Below are 19923 nucleotides of genomic sequence, written 5' to 3' on the forward strand. Positions count from 1 at the left end.
TTCGGGTCAGCTGCTGATGTAGTTGGAGAGTTGTTCCGTCTCGAACTCGAGTTCGCCGATCCGGGACTTGACCACGTCGCCGATGCTGACCAGCCCGGCGAGGTTGCCGTCGACAACGACCGGGACGTGCCGGATCCGGCGGTCCGTCATCAGTCGCATCAGGTTGTCGATCAGGTCGTCCGGCGTACAGGTGTGTACCTCGGCCGTCATGATCGCGCTCACGCGCACGTCGCCCGCGTCCGGCGTACCGTTCCAGAGCCGCACAACGTCACGCTCCGACACGATCCCGGACACCGTCGACCCGTCCGCACTGACCACCACCGCGCCGATGTTCTTCTCGGCCAGCAGTGCGAGCAGCTCGGTGACAGTGGCTTCTGGGGAGATGGTGACGACCTGATTGCCCTTACCGCGCAGTACGTCATTGATCTTCACGGAGCCTCCTGCAGATCGAGGACCAATACCCCAAGGTAGCGGCATTCCCCCCATCACACCCAGTGACAACGAAGGACATGTAGGTGCAGAGGATTACCTACGCAGCCTGCGTATAGTCGAGCGACGAAGGAGGCGAGCGTGGACCTACTCGAAGTACAGCGGGTGGTTGAGCGACCGGAGCAGCAGTACCTCGGCATCCGGGTGATTACGCCGTTCCGCGGCATGTTGTCCAAGCGGAACGAACTGCTCGACGAGTTGTTCGGTTGGCTCCGGACAACGGGTGTCGACGACTCCGGCATGTTCTTCCTCCGTCTGCATGTGATCGACATGGCCGGGCCGATGGATCTCGAAGTAGGCATGATGACGCCGGAAGCGCTGCCCGGAGACGACCGGGTCCGCCCGGCCACGCTGCCGGCCGGGCGGTACGCGACGCTCACTTACCGCAACCACTCGATGAGAGCCAACCGCGCCCTCCTCGACTGGGTCGCCGACCAACAGCTGGTTCTCGATCGCCGCGAGGTCCCCGAAGGCGATCTCTTCGCGTGCCGGTACGAGGCGTTCCGCACAGATCCCCGCACCGAACCGCGCAAGACCAAGTGGGAGGTCGAGCTCGACTTCCGCCTCGCCGACGCCTAGGTCGCTCTGCTCTCCGAAAACAGCAGGTCAGGCTAGACCGCCAGCCCATAGGATCGCTGGGTTCGGCATGGTGGAGGGGGCGCAGTGGGGTTCCGGCAGGACTTGGCCGTACTGCGGCATCGGGACGTGCGGGTGTTCATCTCCGCGCGGTTCATCTCGATCCTCGGGTCGACGATCGCACCCGTGGCGCTGGTGTTCGCAGTACTGGATGTCTCCGACTCCGCCAGCGCGGTCGGCATCGTGCTCGCGGCGCGCAGCATCCCGAACATCGTCTTCCTGCTGATCGGCGGCGTCATCTCCGACCGGCTCCCGCGCCACCTCGTGCTGGTCGTCGCGAACACGGTCAGCGGACTAACACAGGGTCTCGCCGCGGCGCTCGTACTCTCCGGCCACGCGACCATCTGGCAACTCGCCGCGATCGAGGCTGTCAACGGGATCGCGGCCGCGTTCGTGATGCCCGCGATGACCGGCATCCTCCCGTCGATCGTGGACCGCGGCGAACTCCCGCAGGCGAACGCGATCGCCGGCTTCGCCCGTTCGAGCGCGATGATCGGGGGCGGCGCAGTCGCGGGCGTGATCGTCGGGCTGACCGGCCCGGGCGTCGGACTCGCGGTCGACGGCGCGACGTTCCTGATCGCCGCCGCACTGCTGTCCCGCCTGACCATCCCGCGGATCGAACGCGCCGCCACGTCGATGCTGACCGACCTGCGCGACGGCTGGAGCGAGTTCGTGTCCCGGCAGTGGATCTGGGTGATCGTGCTCGCGTTCGGCCTGCTGAACCTGATCTTCACCGCCTGCTACCAGACGCTCGGCCCGGTGATCGCGGACCGTACGTTCGGGCGCACCGGCTGGGGTCTCGTCAGCGCCTGCTTCGGCGCCGGACTAGTTGCCAGCGGCATCATCATGCTCCGCCTCAAACCTCGCTACCCGCTGCGGACGGGCATGCTCGGCATGCTGCTCACAGTCCCGGTCATGCTCTGCCTGGCGCTCTTGCCGTACACGTGGGCGATGGCGATCGCGGCGTTCCTCCTCGGCGTCGGCTTCGACATCTTCGGCATCAGCTGGGAGACCGCCCTCGGCCAACACGTACCGATCGAGAAGCTCTCCCGCGTCTCGTCGTACGACATGCTCGGCTCGTTCATCGCCGGCCCCGCGGGCCAGCTCACCGTCGGGTACGTCGCTGCGCTGGTCAGCGTCAAAGCCGTCGAACTGTACGGCGCTGCCCTCTTCGTGCTCATCACCGTCCTCACCCTGATCGTCCCCTCCGTCTGGAACCTGCGTCGTCTGGACATCTGAACGTGCGTAGGGTGGAGGGGTGAGCTCAATCGTTCCGGGTCCGCAGAAGAAGCTCGAGCAAGAAATCGACGCGGCCCGCTCCGGCGCCAAGCCGCTGCAGGCGGGCGACCTGAACACGTCGGCGCCACCGCAGGAAGAGCTGGTCGGGCTGGAGGACTGGCCCGAGTCGCTGCGTTCGGCGGTCGAGGCAGAGCACGCCCGCGTCATCGCCCTGGCCACGAACCGCCGAAGGACCGCCGACCGCGTACTCCCCGACGTGGTCCGCGGACTCGACGGACTGTTGGGCGAGATCGCCGACCGTCTTCAGGCCGACAAGCCGCGCCTGTTCGGCAAAGCCGCTCCCGCTGAGCCGCTCAACGACATTGCCGACGTCCTGGGCATCCCCGACGACGAGCTCAGCCCGTCAACCGGTCGGGGCGAACACCGCGCGGCCCTCCGCACGATCAAGCAACTCCGCTCGCAACTGCAAGAGCTCGAGACATCCCACGAGCATTCGAAGCTCACCCGCCTGGTCACCTTCGTCGTCCGCCTGGCCGTAGTCACCGACAGCGCACCAGAATCAACAGCCACGCTGGCGCCGATCGCACTCGACCGGTACGCCAAGTCCTCGCCGGACACCCAATGGGACTGGACTTTCGACCAGAAATTCGCCTTCTGGAAGCAAACCCGCACCGCCCTCACCCCGAACACGTAGCCAACGAGAGGACGGGGGCGGATCCTGAGTCTTTCAGTCCTACTTGTCGTCGGTGTAGTTCGACGTGCCGCCGGCGAGCGCTTCCTTCCTCCGGGCACGGTAGGCGCGCATCGACGCCTGGCTCGAGCACTGGGTGCTGCAGTAGCCGGCCGAGGTGTTCTTGCTTCGGTCGAAAAACGCGAAATGACAAGGCTCGTTGCGACACGCCTTGATCCGAGCCCATTGACCTGACAACGCAAGTTCGGTCGCTGCGGCCAGCACGCCTGCGAACGCGCCTGCCACTCCGCCGCATCCTGGACCAAGACGTGCCTCTGCGCCACTCAGCCGCACGGCGACCGGACATTTGTCGCCCGCTCTCTCGAGTATTGCCTCAGCAGACCGGACCGCCGGGTCCGAGGTAGCCGGGTCATTCGAGTGCGAGAGCAGCACCGTCACCAGCGCGTCCCGAAGCTCTCGCGCCTCGACGACGTCTGAGTCCGCGACGGTTCTAGCCGGCTCGGCCCCGCCCCAGGCCACTTCGCCCAGCCAAGTCGTCAATCCTTCAGTGTCCGTGAACCGCTCTACGCGGTCGCCGGCGTCTGCATGCGTGTTCGCGAACGCCAGCACCAACTCGAGCGCGGGCAACGTCGAAGTACTCACGCTGCACTCCTCTCCGGCGGTTGTGGTCACTCGCACTTCAACCATAACAGAATCTCCTCAAGCCAGCTTGACGTTAGGAGTGAAGCTGTTATGGTCCTAACCATGACGAACTCCTTCGACACCCCGTCCACCCGCACCTGGTTCATCACCGGTGCCTCATCCGGAATCGGCCTCGCTCTGGCCGTCCGCGCGGCAGAACGAGGCGACAACGTGATTGCCGTCGCCCGTCGCGCCGAAGGCCTGACCCAGCTCACCGAGAAGTACGGCGACCAGGTCCTCTCCGCCAGCGCTGACGTCGCCAGCCTCAGCCAGCTGCAGAGCGCCGTCAACGCCGGCCTCCAGCGGTTCGGTCGTATCGACTTCGTCGCCAACAACGCCGGCTACGGCGTCTTCGGCGCCGTCGAGGAAGCGACCGATGCACAGGTCCGCGCGATCTTCGACACCAACGTGCACGGCGTCCTGAACGTCCTTCGCGCAACGTTGCCGACGCTGCGCGCCCAGAAGTCGGGCCACATCCTGCAGGGATCCTCCTACTTCGGGCAGATGGCGCACGCGGGCGTCGGCATGATCGCGGCTACCAAGTACGCCGTCGAGGGTCTGACCGAAGCCCTGTTCGGAGAGCTCGACCCGCTGGGCATCAAGGTCACGCTCGTCGAGCCCGGCCTCACGGCGACGTCCTTCCTGGCCAACCTGGACCACGTCGAGACCATCAGCGACTACGACCAGACGGTGCGCGAAGTCCTCAAGACGATCGGCGGCCTGCCGCCGACGGCGTTCAACACTGCCGACCGTGTCGTGGACGCGATCATCGCCGCCACCGAGGCGAACACCGCGCCGCACCGCATCGCGACCGGCAGCGCCGCCGTCCAGGACATCCGCACCGCACTGGTCGCCCGGATCGCAGAACTCGACGAGTGGGCCCCGGTGAGCAACGCGGTCGACAGCTCCAACTGAACATTCACTCGAGACGGACAGGATGAGCAAACCGGTCCCTGGCAATCGCTACGGGCCGCGGCGAAGCCGGCCAACAGAACAGCCGCCGCGAAACGGTGTCCGTTTCGCGGCGGCTGGTTGTTGGAAAGTCAGCCCTTGATTGCTCCGCCCAGGGCGAAGGCGCCGCCGAGCTTGCGGGAGAGGAGCAGGTACAGGAGCAGGACGGGCGTCGTGTAGATCAGGGAGTACGCCGCCAGTTGTCCGTAGTTCGGTTCGCCGTACTGGCCGAAGAACGTGAAGATGCTGACCGACGCCGGCAACCGCTCCGGCGACAGCAGCAGCATGAAGGGGACGAAGAAGTTGCCCCACATGCCGATGAACGTGAAGATCAGCACGACCGCGATCCCCGGCCACATCAGCGGCAGCACGATCGCCCACAGCGCCCGCATGTTCCCGGCGCCGTCAACCCACGCCGCTTCCTCCAGTGAAAGCGGTACGCCGTCCATGAACGTCTTGGTCAGCCAGATCGCAAACGGCAACGCCGACGTCGCCATGAACATGATCGTGCCGCCCAGCGTGTCCACCAGGTTCAGCTGCACGAACAACCCATACACAGGCACCATGACCGCAGTGATCGGCAACCCCGTGCAGAACAGCACCGTCAACAAGAACGGCCGGTTGAACCGCGTCTTGAACCGCGACAACGGATAAGCCGCCAGCACCGCGCAGATCATCGTCAGCAACGCCGCCCCACCACACAGCACGATCCCGTTCAGAACGGGACGGTACGTCGTGTCGGTGTTCAGCACCGCCTTGAAGTTCCCCAACGTCGCGTGCGTCGGGAACTCGACCCGCAGCCCCGCCGTCCGGTTGATCGATGCGAACAGCACCCACAGCAACGGCAGGACGAACAGTACGCCGATGGCCAACAGCACCAGGTTCGACGCGAGCTTGCTCATCCGGTCGCGGGCAATCATGCTGCCTCCGAGTTCAGTCCACGCAGGTAGATCAGCGAGAAGACCGCGCCGATCGCCAGCATCACCAAAGCGATCGCTGTCCCGTAGCCGATCTGGGAGAAGCTGAACGCCTGCTCGTACATGTACAGCGGCAACGTCTGACTCTTGGTCCCCGGGCCGCCCCGGGTCATCGCGTAGATGAGGCCGAACACGCTCAGCGTCTGCAGCGTGATCAGCATCAGGTTGGTCATCACCGCACGGGTGATCATCGGCAGCGTCACGAACAGCAGTCGCCGCCAGCCGCCGGCGCCGTCCATCTCGGCGGATTCCTCGATCTCCTTGGGGATCTCGCTCAGCGCGGCGGAGTACACCAGCATCGAGAACGCCGTACCGCGCCAGATGTTGGCCAGCGACACAGCGATGATCGGTGCCCCGTACAACCAGTCCTGGCCGGGCAGACCGACGGCGTGCAGCATCACGTTCAGCGTGCCGTCGTCGTTGAAGAACGCGCTCAGCAGGTACGCCGCGACGATCTCGGGCAGCACCCACGCGCCGATGACCGCCGTACCGACGAAGTTGCGGACGACCTTGGTGGACTTCCGCATCAGCAGCGCGAGTCCGAGGCCGAGCGTGTTCTGGCCGATGATCGCGGAGATCAGCGTGAACACGAGCGTCAGCCAGATCGAGTTCGTGAACGCGCCGCTGGAGAACGCCTTGCGGAAGTTGTCCAGGCCGACGAACTTCACGTTCGCGGCGCCGGGGCCGGTGAGCGCCATGTTCGTGAACGCGGCGTACACGCAGTAGATGATCGGGCCGGCCAGGAAGACCAGCATCAGTCCGATGGCCGGCGACAGCGGCAGCATCTTGACTAGTTTGGCCCCCCGCGGCCGCCGGCTGGGGGTACCAGCGGCGGCCGTGGAGGACGGAGCGACAGTCGTCGTCACAGGGGAGAATCCTCCGAGCTACTGGCCAGTGCTCTTCGTCGTCGTACTGTCCTTGCCGCCGACGATGCCCTCGACCGCCTGGTCGTAGTTCTTCGCCGCCGCATCAGGCTGGGACTGACCCGTCATCACCGATTCCATCGCGGTGATGATCTCGTTCGAGACCTTCGGGTACTCCGGCAGCGCCGGCCGGTACACGGTGACCGAGACGAGGTCGGTGAAGAACTGCGTGCTCGCCGAGGAGGACTTGTACGCCGCGTCCGAGGCGACGTCCTTGCGGACCGCGATCTGCGCGCCGTCGGTGGCGTACTTGGCGGCGTTCTTCTGCGTCTGCAGGGTCTTGATGAAGTCCCAGGCCGCGTCGGGGTTCTTCGACTTGGCCGGGATCGCCCAGGTCCAGCCGCCGGAGAGGCTGACCTTGCCCTTGCCGCTGCCGTCCTGCGTCGGCATCGCGGTCTGGCCGAGCACCGTGCTCCACTGCGGCCACGGCTTGGCGCCGGACTTCAGCCAGTTGCCGTAGATCCAGGACCCGTCGAGGTCGATCGCCAGCTTCTGCTGCGGCAGCAGCTCGGTGCCGACCTTGCTGCCCATGTTCGGGCTCAGCGCGTCCTTCGGCGACGGCGCCAGGCCCTCGGAGAAGACGGTCTTGACGAAGTTCAGCGAGTCCTTGAAGCCCTGGCTGCCGACGACCCACTTCTTCTGGTCGTAGTTGTACAGGGTGTCCTTGGTGCCGTAGAGCAGCATCTCGAAGCCCTGCATGGCCGAGGCCTCACCCATCGGCTTGCCGGAGTACATGTTGAACGGGATCACGCCCGGCACCTTCTGCTTGATGGTGCGCGCCGCGCTGAGTACGTCGTCCCACGTCTTCGGCTGCCAGTCGGCCGGCAGACCGGCCTTCTTGAAGATTTCCTTGTTGTACCAAAGTGCCCGAGTGTCCGTGCCGTCCGGTACGCCGTAGGTCTTGCCGTCCTGGCCACGCGCCGCGCCCTTGGCGGTGTCCTCGAACTGGTCCCACTGATCCCACTTGCCGATGTAGTCGTCGAGCGGCTTCAGGTACCCCGCGGTGATGTCGGAGTTGATCAGGAAGGTGTCCTCGTAGACGATGTCCGGCGCCGTGTTGGGCGAGCGCATCATCAACTGGATCTTGGTGTAGTAGTCGTTCTCGCTGGCAACGACCGGAACGATCTCGACCTGGGATCCCGGGTGCGCGGCTTCGTACTCGGTCTTCACGCCGGTGAGGAAGTTCTTCATCACCACGCCCGGACCCCACTGCTGGTACGCGATCTTGATGTGCGCGGGTCCGGAGCTCTGCGAGCTGCCGGCGTCCGGCTGCTTGGTCGTCGAACCTTGACTACAGGCCGAGACCCCCAGCAGCAACGCGCCCGCGGCGGCCGCTGCTATGAAACGTTTCCTTGTCACCATCAGGTCCACCTTCGGGCGATCGTTGTCATACCGGTACCCCAGCCCAAATGCAGCGGGCTTTCCCGCGACCGTAGGAGCCTCGAGCAACCGAAGTCAATGCTTGACAGACAACGTTGTCGCAGCAGTAAGGCGGAAACGCGGTGACCGGGGTGTAACGATCCGATCACCGCGCTGTCATACCTTCACTTTGTCAGGCTGCGACCGCCGAGGCCTCCTGTCGAGCCGGTACGGCGCGTCCTCGCGTGCGGAGTGATCCGAGCGCGCACAGCGCCAATCCGCCGACCAACCAGCAGGCCAGTACGACGAGTGGTCTGGCCGCTCCGGCACCGTCGAAGAAGCTCACGGAACGTAGCGCCGTACCCGCGGCTCCCGGCGGGAGCAGCTGCCCGAGAGTGCTCCAGCCGTTCGGCAGCATCTCCGGTGCGCTCGTCATCCCGGAGAGCGGATTGCCGAGCAGCATCATCGTCGCGCTGCCGAGGGCGAGTCCCGCAGTACCGATCAGCCACTCGAGTCCGAGCAGGGTGAGGCTGATCGCGCCGATCGACAGTGCGATCACGCCCGCGTTGCCGAGGTAGCTGCCTTCGAACGAGCCGAGCCAGAACTGCAGTACGGCGGCCAGCGCGAGCCCACCGGTGATCGCGAACGCAACAGCGCCGATCACCCGCTTCGCCCCGGGCCGCACCAGCTGGGTCAGCGCGGCAGCCGCAATGATCCCGCCGAGGACGAGCGGAAGCGCACCCGCAGCCAGCCCGGCGCCCCGCGGATCGTCCTTCGGCAGCGGGACGATATCCGTGACCTTGGCCCGGCCGTCCAGCTGACCGGCCAGTTGCGTCAGGAGTTGCGCCACGACCGGCCCGCCCGCGGATGCAGTGAGCACCTCAGGTTGTGCCGAGTCCAGCACGATCGCGCCGTACACGTCCCGGTCCTCGATCTGTTGTACGGCGGCCTGCCGGTCCGGTACGGCGGTGATCTCGAAGCCGCCCGGTACCGCCTGGTCGAGCCGGGTCCTGACCTGCTCGACGGCCGGCGTCGGACCGGACACCGCGATCGGGACGTTCCGCGGTTCGGACCGGGCCGACGGCCAGGCGAAGGCGATCAGGAACACCGTGAGGACCGCGGTCAGCAGCACGATGACGGCGATCAGGGGCGGCCGGCGACGTTCGGCGGCGTGCGCCTCAGTGGTCATGACGGAACTCCTTCAACAAAGAAAACCGAATGTCCGTTCTTTATAGACTCCTCAAGGCTCGGCAGCTTGTCAAGAACGGACATTCGTTTTATGTTTCAAGCGTGCCGAAGGTCACCGAGGAGCACCGCCTGGCTCGCCGCGAGCAGATCGTCGCGGCGGCCCGTGTCTGCATGAACGCGGAGGGCTTCCACAAGACGACGATGGCCGACGTGATCCGCGAGTCCCAGCTGTCGGCGGGCGCTGTGTACGGCTACTTCAAGAGCAAGGAAGAGATCGTCGCGGCGATCGCCGAGGACGCGCTCAGCACGGTCGACGAGCTCTTCGAGAACCTGCTCGCCTCCGACGAGCCGCTGACTCCGCTGGCCGCGCTGGAAGCCACCGTCGACCAGGTGGTGCGGGTCGCGGGTGCGCCGGCCGGGGATGTCACCCGGATCGCCGTACAGGCCTGGGCCGAGGCCCTGCGCAACGAGGAGATCCGCGAGATCGCGAAGGGCAAGTACTGCAAGCTTCGCGGGCATTTCCTGGTGATCGCCCGCCGCGCGCAGGCCGACGGGACGCTCGACCCGGACGTCGATCCCCAGCACGTCGCCCAGGTCATGTTCAGCATGATCCCCGGCTTCGTCCTGCAGCGGCTGCTGATCGGCGACGTCACCCCGGCCACCTACAAGGCCGGCCTGCGAGCCCTGCTGCGCTCGTAAGGCCCTCATCCGGGGTGGAGTTTCACCCACCCCGTACGGTGGTCCAGCACCATGGGGCGGTACGCCGTTGCTCCGTAGCGTCGACGGCATGAGAAAGCCGAAGCAGGAAGCAGTCGACGGGACCGGATACTCGGTCGTCCTGCAGGACGTACGACGGGTCTACGGCCGTGGCGGGAACACCGTCACCGCCCTCAACGGGATCTCGATGAAGTTCGCCCCCGGCACCTTCACCGCGGTGATGGGGCCGTCGGGTTCGGGCAAGAGCACGTTCCTGCACTGTGCGGCAGGGCTCGACCGGCCGACGTCGGGCACGGTGCTGATCGACGGCCTGCCGCTGGCCGGGCTGAGCGAGCGCAAGCTGACCGAGCTCCGCCGCGAGCGGATCGGGTTCGTGTTCCAGTCCTTCAACCTGCTGCCCGCGCTGACCGTCTGGCAGAACGTCACCCTTCCGCAGGAGCTCGACGGCCGACGCGTGAACAAGGCCGCGGTCCGCCAGGTCCTCGAACGCGTCGGCTTGTCTGACAAGCAGAGGAGTCGCCCGGGTGAGCTGTCCGGCGGCCAGCAGCAACGCGTCGCGATCGCCCGCGCCCTCGTGGCCCGTCCGGCCGTGATCTTCGCCGACGAGCCGACCGGCGCGCTGGACACGCAGACAGCCGCCGACGTACTCGAACTGCTCCGCGAGCCGGTTCGCACGCAGGGGCAGACAGTCGTGATGGTCACCCACGATCCGGTCGCGGCGTCGTACGCCGACCAGGTCGTCTTCCTGGCCGACGGCGTACTGGCCGGCAGCCTGACCGCGCCGACGGCCGAGCAGGTCGCCGACCGGATGACCCACCTCGGCGCGCGGTCCAACCTGCAGGTGGTGGCGGGATGATGCGCCAAGCCATCCGCACCTTGCGTCATCGCAAGAGCGGATTCATCGCCACGTTCGTCGCGGTCGTCTTCGGTACGGCGATCGTGATGGCGTGCGGCGGCCTGATGGAGACCGGCATCCGCTCCAACGTCGAGCCCCAGCGCCTGGCCGGCACCGCACTGGTTGTCACCGGCAAGCAATCCCACCTCCGGCCCGGCGAAGAAGACGCCACTCCCCTGCCGGAACGCGTCGGCGTCCCGGTAGACGCACTGGCGAAAATCCGTTCCACAGAGGGCGTTTCGTCCGCCATCGGCGACTACACCTTCCCCGCGATCGGTCCGTCGGTTACTGAAGGCCACAACTGGTCCAGCGCCTCTCTGGCCCCCTACGACCTCAGCACCGGGCACGCACCAGGCTCCGGTCAGGTAGTTGTTTCCTCCGGCAAGCCCGGCGATCACCTCACCCTCATCGTCAACGGCGACCCGAAGACCTTCACCGTCAGCGGAATCGCCCCGACAGCAACCAGCAACGCCTTCTTCTCCGACCGCGACGCCACCCAATTCGCCCGCAACCCGGAGCGTTTCGCCGACGTCGGCGTACTGCTTGCCCCTGGCGCCAACCTCGACGACGTGAAGGACCGGCTGAAGGCAATCGACAGCAATCTCACCGTTCGCGAAGGTGTCGACCGCGGCCTGGCCGAGCACCCCGACGCCGAGTCACACAAGACCGCACTGATCGCGGTCGCCGGCTCGTTCGGCGGCATCGCAACCATGACGATGATGTTCGTCGTCGCCTCGACGCTGGCCCTTGCCGCACAGCATCGCGAGCGCGAGTTCGCCCTGCTCCGCGGCATCGGTACGACGCCTGGACAGGTCCGCCGGATGATCCTCGGCGAGGCGCTCCTGGTCTCGCTGCCGGCGGTCGCGGTGGGCGTCATCCCAGGCACCTTCCTAGGGCGATTCCTCTTCGATCAGCTCAGCACGCACGGCGTCGCGTCGCCGGTGATCGAGTTCTCGCAAGGCTGGATCCCGTTCGCGGCCGGCGCCGGTGCCGCCGTACTCGCGGCCATCGGTGCAGGGCTGATCGCGGCCCGCAAGTCCGCGAAGATCCGTCCGATCGAGGCGCTGGTCGAGGCCTCGCTGCAGCGGAAGTGGTTCAGCTGGGTGCGGCTGCTGTTCGGTCTGCTGTTCCTCGGTGGTGGACTCGCGCTGCTGATCGTCACCGCCACGGTGATGACCGGACCGCTCGCCGCCTCCACTGCCGGCCCGTCGATCCTCTGCTGGGCAATCGGTGTCGCACTGCTCGGCCCCTTCTGGACAAAGGCTGTGCTCGCGTTCTGGCGGTGGCCGGTGCAGGCACTGACCCGGGTCAACGGTCGCCTCGCGATCCGCAACCTGTCGGCGCGATCGGTCGCGATGTCCGCCGCGGTGATGCCGGTAATGCTTGCCGTCGGCATCTCGACGGCCAACCTGTACATGCAGACGACGCAAGTACACGCGTCCTCCGAGGCGTTCACCCGGGATCTGCGCGCAGACGCCGTAGTGGTCTCGGATGCCGGTCTGTCGCCGGCGCTGCTTCAGCAGGTCCGCGGGGTACCGGGTGTTGCGAGTGCGTCGGCGTACGTCCGGAGCATCGGTGCGGTTGACGACCCGCGCAACTCGCCGTTCGACGAGGACGGTGCGCCGGTGATCGGCGTGGACGCCCAGGGCGCGAACGGTACGGCGCCGGTCCGGCTGACGAACGGATCGCTCGCCGGGCTGACCGGTTCGACCGTCGCGATCCCGGACTATATGGCCACGAAGACGGGTCGCGGGGTCGGGTCCGAGATCGCGATGACGCTGGGCGACGGGACCCCCGTGAAGCTGCGGGTGGTTGCGACCTTCGCGGCGGAGCGCGGGTACGAGACGATCATCATGCCCGCATCGTTGGTGGCCGCTCACACGACGGACGGCCTGACCAAGCAGATCCTCGTCCGCGCCACACCGGGTGCCGACGTACGACCGGGGCTGGCCAAGCTTGCGGCGGCTCATCCGACTGTCCAGGTCGCAGACCGCAGTACGTTGGTCGCCGCGAATGCGGAGGATCTGCAGACGCAGGCGTGGGTCAACTACATGCTCGTCGGAATGCTGATCGCGTACACCGCGGTCTCGGTCGTCAACACGCTCGTCTCGTCGACCCTGCGCCGCCGCCGCGAGTTCGCCCTCCAACGGTTGACCGGCTCGACCCGACTACAGGTCCTGCGGATGTTGTGGACCGAAAGCACCCTGGCCACCCTCGCCGGAGTCACGCTAGGCACCGCGGTCGCCCTCGCCTGCCTGCTCCCCTTCTCCGCGAAGGTTTCAACCAGCGCGCTCCCCACCGGCCCACTGTGGATCTACGGCGTCATCGTCGCAGCCGCCACCATCCTCACCTTCGGCTCCACCCTCCTCCCCGCAACCACAACCCTCCGCCACGCCCCCACCCAACCCAACTTCAGCGACTAGCCAGACACGTCACCAACAGCGGCAGCGGATCCCCCGGCAGATGCCAGAACCCATCGGCGTCCTGCACCATCTCCGGGCTCCGCTGCCGCAGATCCACAGGCAACTCGTCCAGCCGCTCGATCCGCAGACCGGCTCCGCTCAGCGCATTCACCAATCCACTGACCGTCCACGGCCAAGTGGTCTGCACATGCTCCTTCATCTCTTGCCCGGTGTAACTGCTGGCCACCTGACGATCGACTGCCCCCGTCCGGAAGTACGACGTACGCACCCGGAGCTCTCCATCGACCATCGACAGCATCGGATGGAACTCGGCAAGGAACAGCACCCCGCCGGGCCGGAGCATCCGCGCCACCACCCGGGCGAACTCGTTCAGATCCGGCAGCCAGACCAGCACCCCGTACGTCGCCACCACCACGTCGTACGACGCAGGCTCGAGTACGTCGGCCACGTCGTACACATCCGCCTGTACGAACCGCGCCGGCAGCCCGACCTCATCCGCCAGCCGCCGCGCCGCCGCGACTGCCTCCCCGGAGAAGTCCACGCCGGTGACCTCGGCGCCGAGCCGAGCCCACGACAACGTGTCCAGCCCGAAGTGACACATCAGGTGCAGCAGCCGCTTCCCGCGTACGTCGCCGAGCGCCTCGACCTCGAACTTCCGCAACGAACTGCGCCCGCCGCGGAACCCGTCGACGTCGTAGAACTCCGACGAGACGTGCGCCCCCGCCCGCAGATCCCAGGCGGTGCGATTTCGCTCGACGCGCTCCCGATCGTCCATCCAGCGACGATAGGCGGCGAACGGCCGTCGGCGCGCCGGGTTTACCGTGCAGGCGTTGGTTCGGCCACCGGCTGCAGGGCGATTGTGGTTGCCTGGATGATGCCCGCGTTGGCGCGGATCCAGCTGGAGAGGACTACCTGGAGGTCTTCGAGGTCACGCTCCTCGAGGATGACGCCGGGGACGGGCACGCTGGCGCCGAGTTCGGCGAGGACCGGGCGGAGGTGGTGGTCGGCGAGCAACTTGTGGCTCGGGGCCGCGGATACGGTGACCGGTACGACGACCGCGCCGGCCAGCGCCCCAGGCCGCAGTACGTCGAGGAAGCTCTTCAGCAGACCGGTGTAGCTGCCTTTGTAGACCGGCGTCGCGAGGACGATCACCGAGGCTGAAGACACCAGGTCGATCGCCTGATCCAACGCCGCACGATCGGCGGCACTCTCGAAGATGGCCGGCGCGAACGTCACCAGGTCGATCAGCTCGTCGATCCGGTACGGCGTACCGAGCTCGGAGGCCAGCAACTCCGCGACCGACGCCGCGGCGGCCGCCGTCCGCGAACCCGCCCGTGGATTGCCGACCACCGTGACCACGGACTGCGGCCAGACCGGCGCGTCCTCGGACACGACCTGGGGCACGACCTGCGACTCGAACGCGACTGAGGGCATCTGACCCAACTCCTGAGACATCGGCAGTGATACCTCGAGCGTAGTCAAAGTCGAGCGCGTTACTTGACTTTCTCAGGATCTGAACGCCCGCGCAGCTTCACGACCACGAACCACGCCACCGCGGCGACCGCACCGGCGATCACCAGCTTCTGGAACACCCCGACCGACGACTCGACCAGATGCCACCGCTCACCGAGCTGGTAACCGGCCAGGATCAGCAACGAGTTCCACACCAGGCTCCCGAGTGCGGTCAGCGGCACGAACAGCGCGACCCGCATCCGCTCCACCCCGGCCGGCACCGAGATCAGGCTCCGCACGACCGGGACCAGCCGCCCGATCAGCACCGCCTTGGCACCGTGCCGCAGGAACCACTCCTCGGCCTTGTCGATGTCGGCCACCTTCACCAACGGCAGCTTCTCGGCGATCGCGCGCGTCCGATCGCGGCCGAGCACCCCGCCCACGCCGTACAGGGCGAGCGCACCGACGACCGACCCCAGGGTGGTGAACACGATCGCGCTGATCAGCCCGAGATCGCCCCGGGCCGCCGCGAAGCCGGCCAGCGGCAGGATCACCTCGCTCGGCAACGGCGGGAAGAGATTCTCGAGCGCGACCGCCAACCCGGCACCCGCCGGACCCATCCGCTCCATCAGATCGATCGCCCACCCGGCCACTCCACCGGTCGGCTCCTGCGTCGCCTGCAGCGCGGTCATCATCACCTGATTCGTCGTCATCATGGGTGCGACGCTAGGTCCGCGGACACGCCCCACACACTGGAGCCACCCACCGTACCGACCGGGGGAAAACCCCCGCTGTGCGAGCATTTGCCACCAATAGAAAGGGTTTTGGATGACAGTCGAGCACGCCCCCCGGACCAGCACGTACCCGTCGCGCGAGGAGCTCGGCCGGGCCGCGGGCACCGCAGCCGCCGAGCAGATCCGCGCGGCGATCGCGGCGACCGGACGTGCGCGGATCATGCTGGCCGCCGCGCCGAGCCAGACCGCGACCCTGGCCGCGCTCGCCGTGCAACCGGACATCGACTGGAGCCGGGTCGAGTGCTTCCACATGGACGAGTACGTCGACCTGTCGCCGGACGCCCCGCAGTCGTTCCGGAACTGGCTGCACCGGAGCTTCCTCGATCAGGTGCCTCAGGCAACTTTCCACCCGCTCGCACCCGAAGCCGGCCCGGACAGCTACGCGGAACTGATGGGCGACGAGCCGTTCGACCTCGTCCTGTTCGGGCTCGGCGTCAACGGCCACCTCGCCTTCAACGACCCGCCCGCCGACTTCGACGATCCGCGCGCCGCGAAGATCGTCGCGCTGGATGAGACCAGTCGCCGCCAGCAGGTCGACGAAGGCAACTTCGCCGCGATGGACGACGTACCCACCCACGCCGTCACGGTGACGATCCCCCGCCTGCTCAAAGCACGAGCCCTGGTCGGTTCAGTGCCCGGATCGGTCAAGCGACAGGCCGTCCACGACACGCTGACCCAGCCGATCAGCCCGGACTATCCGGGTACGGCGCTGCGCACCCACGCCGACGTACAACTCTTCCTTGACACAGAATCAGCCGACGCCGAGGTGTAGGCCGCCGGAGGCATCCACGACCTGACCCGTGATCCACCGGGCTTCGGGTGAGGCGAGGAACGCGACCACCTCGGCGACATCCTCACCCGTGCCCAGCCGGCCGAGCGCGGTCTGCGCGACAATCAACTCCGACAGCCCCGGCGTCTCGAAGATCGCGCCGTTGGCCTCGGTCCGCGTCGCGCCAGGCGCCACCGCGTTCACGGTGATGCTTCGCCGGCCAAGCTCCTGCGCCAGCGTGCGCGTCATCGTCTCGACCGCACCCTTGGTCATCGCGAACGAGGTCTGCGTCGGGTTGGCCATCCGGGTCGCGACCGACGAGACCGAGATGATCCGGCCGCCGTCGGCCACCATCGGCAGCAGCCGCTGGATCAGGAAGTACGGCGCCCGCACGTTCACCGCGATCAACCGATCGAACGCCTCCTCCGAGTCCGTTCCGATCGGACCGGCCGGCTGCGCGGCCGCGTTGTTGACCAACACCTCCAACTGACGACCGGACAGCCCCGCGGTCAGTTGCTCGACCACCGCATCGACATCACCCGGGACGCCAAGCTCGGCGCCGATCACGAACCCACGACCGCCGATCCGGTCGAGCGTCTCCTCGGCCCCAGCCTTGTCCTGGTTGTAGTGCACCGCGACGTAGCTCCCCGCCGCAGCCAGCCGCTCCGCGATCGCCCGCCCGATGCCACGCGACGCACCCGTCACCAACGCAACCCTGTCGTTCATGTTAGAAACTATCATGTTGTTAGTATCTACCACATGAGCTTGAGGGACCGCCAGCGCGCCGACACCCGGCAACGCATCCAGCGACAGGCACTCCGCCTGTTCAGCGACCAGGGGTACGACGCAACCACGGTCAACGAGGTCGCCGACGCGGCCGGCGTCTCGGCGATGACCGTCTACCGGAACTTCCCCACCAAGGAAGACCTCGTCCTGTACGACGACTTCGACGAGCAGGCCGCGGCGTCGATCGCCGAGCTCCCCTCAACCGGTTCCCTCACCGATCGCATCGGCCGCGCCGTACTCGCAACCATCGAGCGCGCGAACACCGACCTGCTCCTCGTCCGGCTCCAGCTGATGATCTCGACCCCCGCCCTCCAGGCCCGCCACCTCGACAGCCAGTTCCGCCTGCAAGAGGCGTTCGTCCAAGCGATCTGCGCCGACGATCGAACCGTCGAGTACGCCGCCCGCGCAGCCGCGAGCGCCTGCCTGGGCGTGACCCACACCGCCCTCCTCCGCTGGGCCGCCGACAACGGCAAACCCAACCTCCCCACCCTCTACAGCGAGGCCTTCACCGCAGTCTTCGGCCACGCGCCCTGAGAGGCGTGAAAAGTGAGGAATCGGGTTATATTCCTGGTATGGCAACTACGTTCGAGGTGTTGGCGGAGCCTCGGCGGCGGGACATCCTCGATCTGTTGCGAGCCGGTGAGCGGCCGGTCGGCGAGCTTGTCGACGCGCTGTCGCTCAGCCAGCCCGCGGTGTCGAAGCACCTGAAGGTACTGCGCGACGCCGGGCTGGTGGAGGTCCGTCACGACGCGCAGCGCCGTTGGTACCGCCTCCGCCCGGCGCCGCTCGCCGAGGTCGACGCCTGGCTGGCGCCGTACCGCGACCTGTGGCACAACCGCCTCGACGCCCTCGAAGCCCACCTCGACCAGATGGACTAGGTCAGGTCAGTTCGGGTGCTCCGCCCGGGACACCGACGCAAGAACCGGTGATTGACTGTCCCGATGACAGAACTCGGGCAGGCGCGGGCCGCGCGCTGGTGGGTGCGGGGACGGCGGATCGGGTCGATCGAGCGGGCCCGCGCATTCATCGACGATGTCGGATTCGCCTTGTTGTTTCCGGCACCGCGTGCCGTCGTACCGTCACTGTGGGAGGCGGTCGCCGGCGAGGACGAGGAGCCGTTCGGCTCGGGGATGGGGAAGAACGAGCAACGGGTCTGGACCTGGAAGGACGAACTGCCTCGCCGCGGCCTCGCCTGGTACGGCGCCTACCTCGGCGGCCGTGGAACGTTCCTGTCGCCGGACCTCCTCACCGCGCTCTACCCGGCCGCGGGCCACCCGAGTGACCACCAGTCGCTGGAGCTGTCGCCGGCGGCCCATGAGATCGCCGAGGCCATCGCCGGCGAACCATTGCCGAGCGCAACGCTACGAGCACTGATCGGTGATCGGAGCCGCTACCAGCGCGCGATCACCGAGCTCCAGCGTAATCTCCTGGTCACCACGGCCGGCGTCCACGAGAGCGGTTCCGGCTGGCCCGCGGCGCGGATCGCCTTGACCTGCGAGCAGTTCGAGGTCGGCGGCGGCACCGACCACGCACTCGCGACCGAGCGGTTCCTGGCCACGATGCTGGAGACCACGCCAGGCGAACTCGGCCGCGCCTTTCGCTGGCCCGTGGCGCACGCACGAGCCCGCCTGGACGAGTTGGCCGAGAACGGCCGGGCAAGGGCCGATGGCACCCGGTACTCTCGCAACCACCCCTGAGACGGGGCCGAAGACACTCGACCCCGGTTTAGCGGATCAGTGCTCGGCGACGTCGAAGACGTTGCCTTCCGGGTCGGCGAGGGTGATCCAGTGCGTGCCGTACTCGTTGTGCTCGTCGACGCGCTTGGCGCCGAGTCCGACGAGGCGGTCGACCTCGGCGGCCCAGTCGGTGGCGGCGAGGTCGACGTGCAGGCGGTTCTTGCCGTTGCGCGGCTCGGGGACCTGCAGGAACATCAGCGTCGGCCCGTCCGCGGCGCGGTTCACGGTCGCGAAGAACTGGTTGCCATCAGCATCGACCTCGGTGGAGAGCACGCCGGCCCAGAAGCCGGCCAGCGCTGCAGCGTCGGTGCAGTCGAAGGCGATGTTCTCAAGGGAAATAGACACGTTTCAGCCTTTCAGTACAGGGATCCGCTGGATCGGCCAGCAGACTTCGGTTCGATAGTCAGCCGCATCGGGTACGTCACCCGGGCTGATGTGGTAGAGCTCACGGATCGGTCCGGGTGCGACCTCGCAGTACTCCGCGACGTGGCTGCCCAACGCGCCGTAGGTGCGGTCGAAGTCGGCCATCGGACCGGCGTGGACGGCGATCGCGAAGTACCCGCCGGGCAGGTCGACGAGCTCGACCCCGTCGGCCGGCGCCTGGTCCGGCGCGACCGGATGGAAGGCGACGACCGCACCCTTGTCGTCGGCGAAGAACTCGTCGCTGTACGTCGCTCCCGAGGTCCCCGGGATGTGACCGGCCACCTCGTCGAGCCGGCCGAAGGCGAATTCGCACCACGGTCCGATCTCGTCCCGCAGCACCTGTCCGCGCACGCCGTACGCACGGAACGGCGGGATGAACCGGTACTCGATGTCGAGCACGGGCCGGCCCGGCGTCAGCAGCTCACGCAAGGACACGACCACTTCGCGGGTATGCGCGAGCTCCTGCTCCATCCGCTCGAGATGCGCCCGCAGCCGCTCCTCCCGCGCCGCACCGTCGCCAGCGTCGACCACCGCCTGCACGTCGGCCAGCGGCATCCGCAGTTCGCGCAGCCGCCGGATCAACTGCGCCGTGTCAACCTGCGCAGTGCTGTACCGCCGGTACCCCGACGATGCATCAACCGAGACCGGCGCCAACAGCCCGATCTCGTGATAGTGGTGCAGGCTCTTAACACTCAGATGCGTCAGGCGGGAAAACTCCCCCACCGTCACCGTCGCCGTCATGCGACAAGCTTCCACCCTCCGGTAACCGGAGGGTCAAACCGGATCTCCAGGCC

General features: G+C 67.2%; 23 protein-coding genes. 11 read left to right on the forward strand and 12 right to left on the reverse strand.

Going from position 1 to position 19923, the window contains the following annotated elements; all coding sequences use genetic code 11:
* Positions 1–6 precede the first annotated feature (6 nt).
* Entirely contained in the window at positions 7–432 is a 426-nt protein-coding gene (locus tag EV645_RS03535; protein ID WP_130439686.1) for a CBS domain-containing protein, read from the reverse strand.
* Positions 433–570: 138 nt separating this feature from the next.
* On the opposite strand from EV645_RS03535, the gene EV645_RS03540 reads away from it, so the two are divergent.
* From EV645_RS03540 to EV645_RS03550, 3 genes are all read left to right on the forward strand, one after another.
* On the forward strand, positions 571–1068 hold the full coding sequence (locus EV645_RS03540) for a GyrI-like domain-containing protein (protein ID WP_130439688.1): 498 nt from the start codon (positions 571–573) through the stop codon (positions 1066–1068).
* An 84-nt stretch (positions 1069–1152) separates the two neighbouring features.
* A complete protein-coding gene (locus EV645_RS03545) occupies positions 1153–2364 on the forward strand; it encodes an MFS transporter (RefSeq protein ID WP_130439690.1) in 1212 nt (403 codons plus the stop codon).
* 19 nt (positions 2365–2383) lie between these two features.
* Complete coding sequence (locus EV645_RS03550) at positions 2384–3058, forward strand: hypothetical protein (protein WP_130439692.1); 675 nt, start codon at positions 2384–2386, stop codon at positions 3056–3058.
* 39 nt (positions 3059–3097) lie between these two features.
* Here EV645_RS03550 and EV645_RS03555 read toward each other — a convergent pair whose 3' ends face one another.
* The gene (locus tag EV645_RS03555; protein ID WP_242000187.1) at positions 3098–3697 is read right to left on the reverse strand and encodes a CGNR zinc finger domain-containing protein; all 600 of its coding nucleotides are present in this window, start codon (positions 3695–3697) and stop codon (positions 3098–3100) included.
* 102 nt (positions 3698–3799) lie between these two features.
* On the opposite strand from EV645_RS03555, the gene EV645_RS03560 reads away from it, so the two are divergent.
* The gene (locus tag EV645_RS03560) at positions 3800–4651 is read left to right on the forward strand and encodes an SDR family NAD(P)-dependent oxidoreductase (RefSeq protein WP_130439694.1); all 852 of its coding nucleotides are present in this window, start codon (positions 3800–3802) and stop codon (positions 4649–4651) included.
* A gap of 128 nt (positions 4652–4779) precedes the next feature.
* Here EV645_RS03560 and EV645_RS03565 read toward each other — a convergent pair whose 3' ends face one another.
* The 4 genes from EV645_RS03565 to EV645_RS03580 form a co-directional block, all read right to left on the reverse strand.
* Positions 4780–5607: a carbohydrate ABC transporter permease gene (locus EV645_RS03565; protein ID WP_130439696.1), complete on the reverse strand. Its 828-nt coding sequence runs from the start codon at positions 5605–5607 to the stop codon at positions 4780–4782.
* Complete coding sequence (locus EV645_RS03570; RefSeq protein ID WP_242000188.1) at positions 5604–6449, reverse strand: carbohydrate ABC transporter permease; 846 nt, start codon at positions 6447–6449, stop codon at positions 5604–5606. Before EV645_RS03570 ends, EV645_RS03565 begins: the two co-directional genes overlap by 4 nt.
* A 99-nt stretch (positions 6450–6548) precedes the next feature.
* Positions 6549–7949: an extracellular solute-binding protein gene (locus EV645_RS03575; RefSeq protein WP_198681444.1), complete on the reverse strand. Its 1401-nt coding sequence runs from the start codon at positions 7947–7949 to the stop codon at positions 6549–6551.
* 190 nt (positions 7950–8139) lie between these two features.
* Positions 8140–9135, reverse strand: coding sequence for an ABC transporter permease (locus tag EV645_RS03580; RefSeq protein ID WP_130439700.1), 996 nt, complete (start codon positions 9133–9135; stop codon positions 8140–8142).
* 101 nt (positions 9136–9236) lie between these two features.
* On the opposite strand from EV645_RS03580, the gene EV645_RS03585 reads away from it, so the two are divergent.
* The 3 genes from EV645_RS03585 (at position 9237) to EV645_RS03595 (ending at position 13169) form a co-directional block, all read left to right on the forward strand.
* Positions 9237–9833, forward strand: coding sequence for a TetR/AcrR family transcriptional regulator (locus EV645_RS03585; RefSeq protein ID WP_130439702.1), 597 nt, complete (start codon positions 9237–9239; stop codon positions 9831–9833).
* A gap of 88 nt (positions 9834–9921) precedes the next feature.
* Positions 9922–10707 (forward strand): ABC transporter ATP-binding protein, encoded by a 786-nt coding sequence (locus EV645_RS03590; RefSeq protein WP_130439704.1) that lies wholly within the window; start codon positions 9922–9924, stop codon positions 10705–10707.
* Positions 10704–13169 carry an ABC transporter permease gene (locus tag EV645_RS03595; RefSeq protein ID WP_242000189.1) on the forward strand — a complete coding sequence of 822 codons (2466 nt, stop codon included), beginning with the start codon at positions 10704–10706 and terminating at the stop codon, positions 13167–13169. Before EV645_RS03590 ends, EV645_RS03595 begins: the two co-directional genes overlap by 4 nt.
* On the opposite strand, the gene EV645_RS03600 is transcribed toward EV645_RS03595, so the two are convergent.
* The 3 genes from EV645_RS03600 to EV645_RS03610 are packed head-to-tail and all read right to left on the reverse strand — an operon-like array spanning position 13159 to position 15337.
* Positions 13159–13944 carry a class I SAM-dependent methyltransferase gene (locus tag EV645_RS03600; protein ID WP_130439706.1) on the reverse strand — a complete coding sequence of 262 codons (786 nt, stop codon included), beginning with the start codon at positions 13942–13944 and terminating at the stop codon, positions 13159–13161. The genes EV645_RS03595 and EV645_RS03600 overlap by 11 nt on opposite strands.
* Positions 13945–13985: 41 nt before the next feature.
* Positions 13986–14603: an NADPH-dependent FMN reductase gene (locus EV645_RS03605; RefSeq protein WP_130439708.1), complete on the reverse strand. Its 618-nt coding sequence runs from the start codon at positions 14601–14603 to the stop codon at positions 13986–13988.
* Positions 14604–14662: 59 nt separating this feature from the next.
* Positions 14663–15337 carry a DedA family protein gene (locus tag EV645_RS03610; RefSeq protein ID WP_130439710.1) on the reverse strand — a complete coding sequence of 225 codons (675 nt, stop codon included), beginning with the start codon at positions 15335–15337 and terminating at the stop codon, positions 14663–14665.
* Positions 15338–15449: 112 nt separating this feature from the next.
* Between EV645_RS03610 and EV645_RS03615 the strand changes: the two genes are divergently transcribed.
* A complete protein-coding gene (locus EV645_RS03615; protein WP_130439712.1) occupies positions 15450–16187 on the forward strand; it encodes a 6-phosphogluconolactonase in 738 nt (245 codons plus the stop codon).
* Here EV645_RS03615 and EV645_RS03620 read toward each other — a convergent pair.
* Positions 16167–16910 carry an SDR family NAD(P)-dependent oxidoreductase gene (locus EV645_RS03620; protein ID WP_198681445.1) on the reverse strand — a complete coding sequence of 248 codons (744 nt, stop codon included), beginning with the start codon at positions 16908–16910 and terminating at the stop codon, positions 16167–16169. The genes EV645_RS03615 and EV645_RS03620 overlap by 21 nt on opposite strands.
* A 33-nt stretch (positions 16911–16943) precedes the next feature.
* Here EV645_RS03620 and EV645_RS03625 point away from each other — a divergent pair, with 33 nt between their 5' ends.
* From EV645_RS03625 to EV645_RS03635, 3 genes are all read left to right on the forward strand, one after another.
* On the forward strand, positions 16944–17504 hold the full coding sequence (locus tag EV645_RS03625) for a TetR/AcrR family transcriptional regulator (protein ID WP_130439716.1): 561 nt from the start codon (positions 16944–16946) through the stop codon (positions 17502–17504).
* 38 nt (positions 17505–17542) lie between these two features.
* The gene (locus tag EV645_RS03630; RefSeq protein WP_130439718.1) at positions 17543–17848 is read left to right on the forward strand and encodes an ArsR/SmtB family transcription factor; all 306 of its coding nucleotides are present in this window, start codon (positions 17543–17545) and stop codon (positions 17846–17848) included.
* A 63-nt stretch (positions 17849–17911) separates the two neighbouring features.
* On the forward strand, positions 17912–18667 hold the full coding sequence (locus EV645_RS03635; protein WP_130439720.1) for an AlkZ-related protein: 756 nt from the start codon (positions 17912–17914) through the stop codon (positions 18665–18667).
* Positions 18668–18703: 36 nt separating this feature from the next.
* Here EV645_RS03635 and EV645_RS03640 read toward each other — a convergent pair whose 3' ends face one another.
* The gene (locus EV645_RS03640; RefSeq protein WP_130439722.1) at positions 18704–19051 is read right to left on the reverse strand and encodes a VOC family protein; all 348 of its coding nucleotides are present in this window, start codon (positions 19049–19051) and stop codon (positions 18704–18706) included.
* 3 nt (positions 19052–19054) lie between these two features.
* The gene (locus EV645_RS03645; RefSeq protein ID WP_130439724.1) at positions 19055–19870 is read right to left on the reverse strand and encodes a MerR family transcriptional regulator; all 816 of its coding nucleotides are present in this window, start codon (positions 19868–19870) and stop codon (positions 19055–19057) included.
* Positions 19871–19923 lie beyond the last annotated feature (53 nt).

The organism is Kribbella rubisoli (genome assembly GCF_004217145.1).
GTDB classification, from domain to species: Bacteria; Actinomycetota; Actinomycetes; order Propionibacteriales; family Kribbellaceae; genus Kribbella; species Kribbella rubisoli.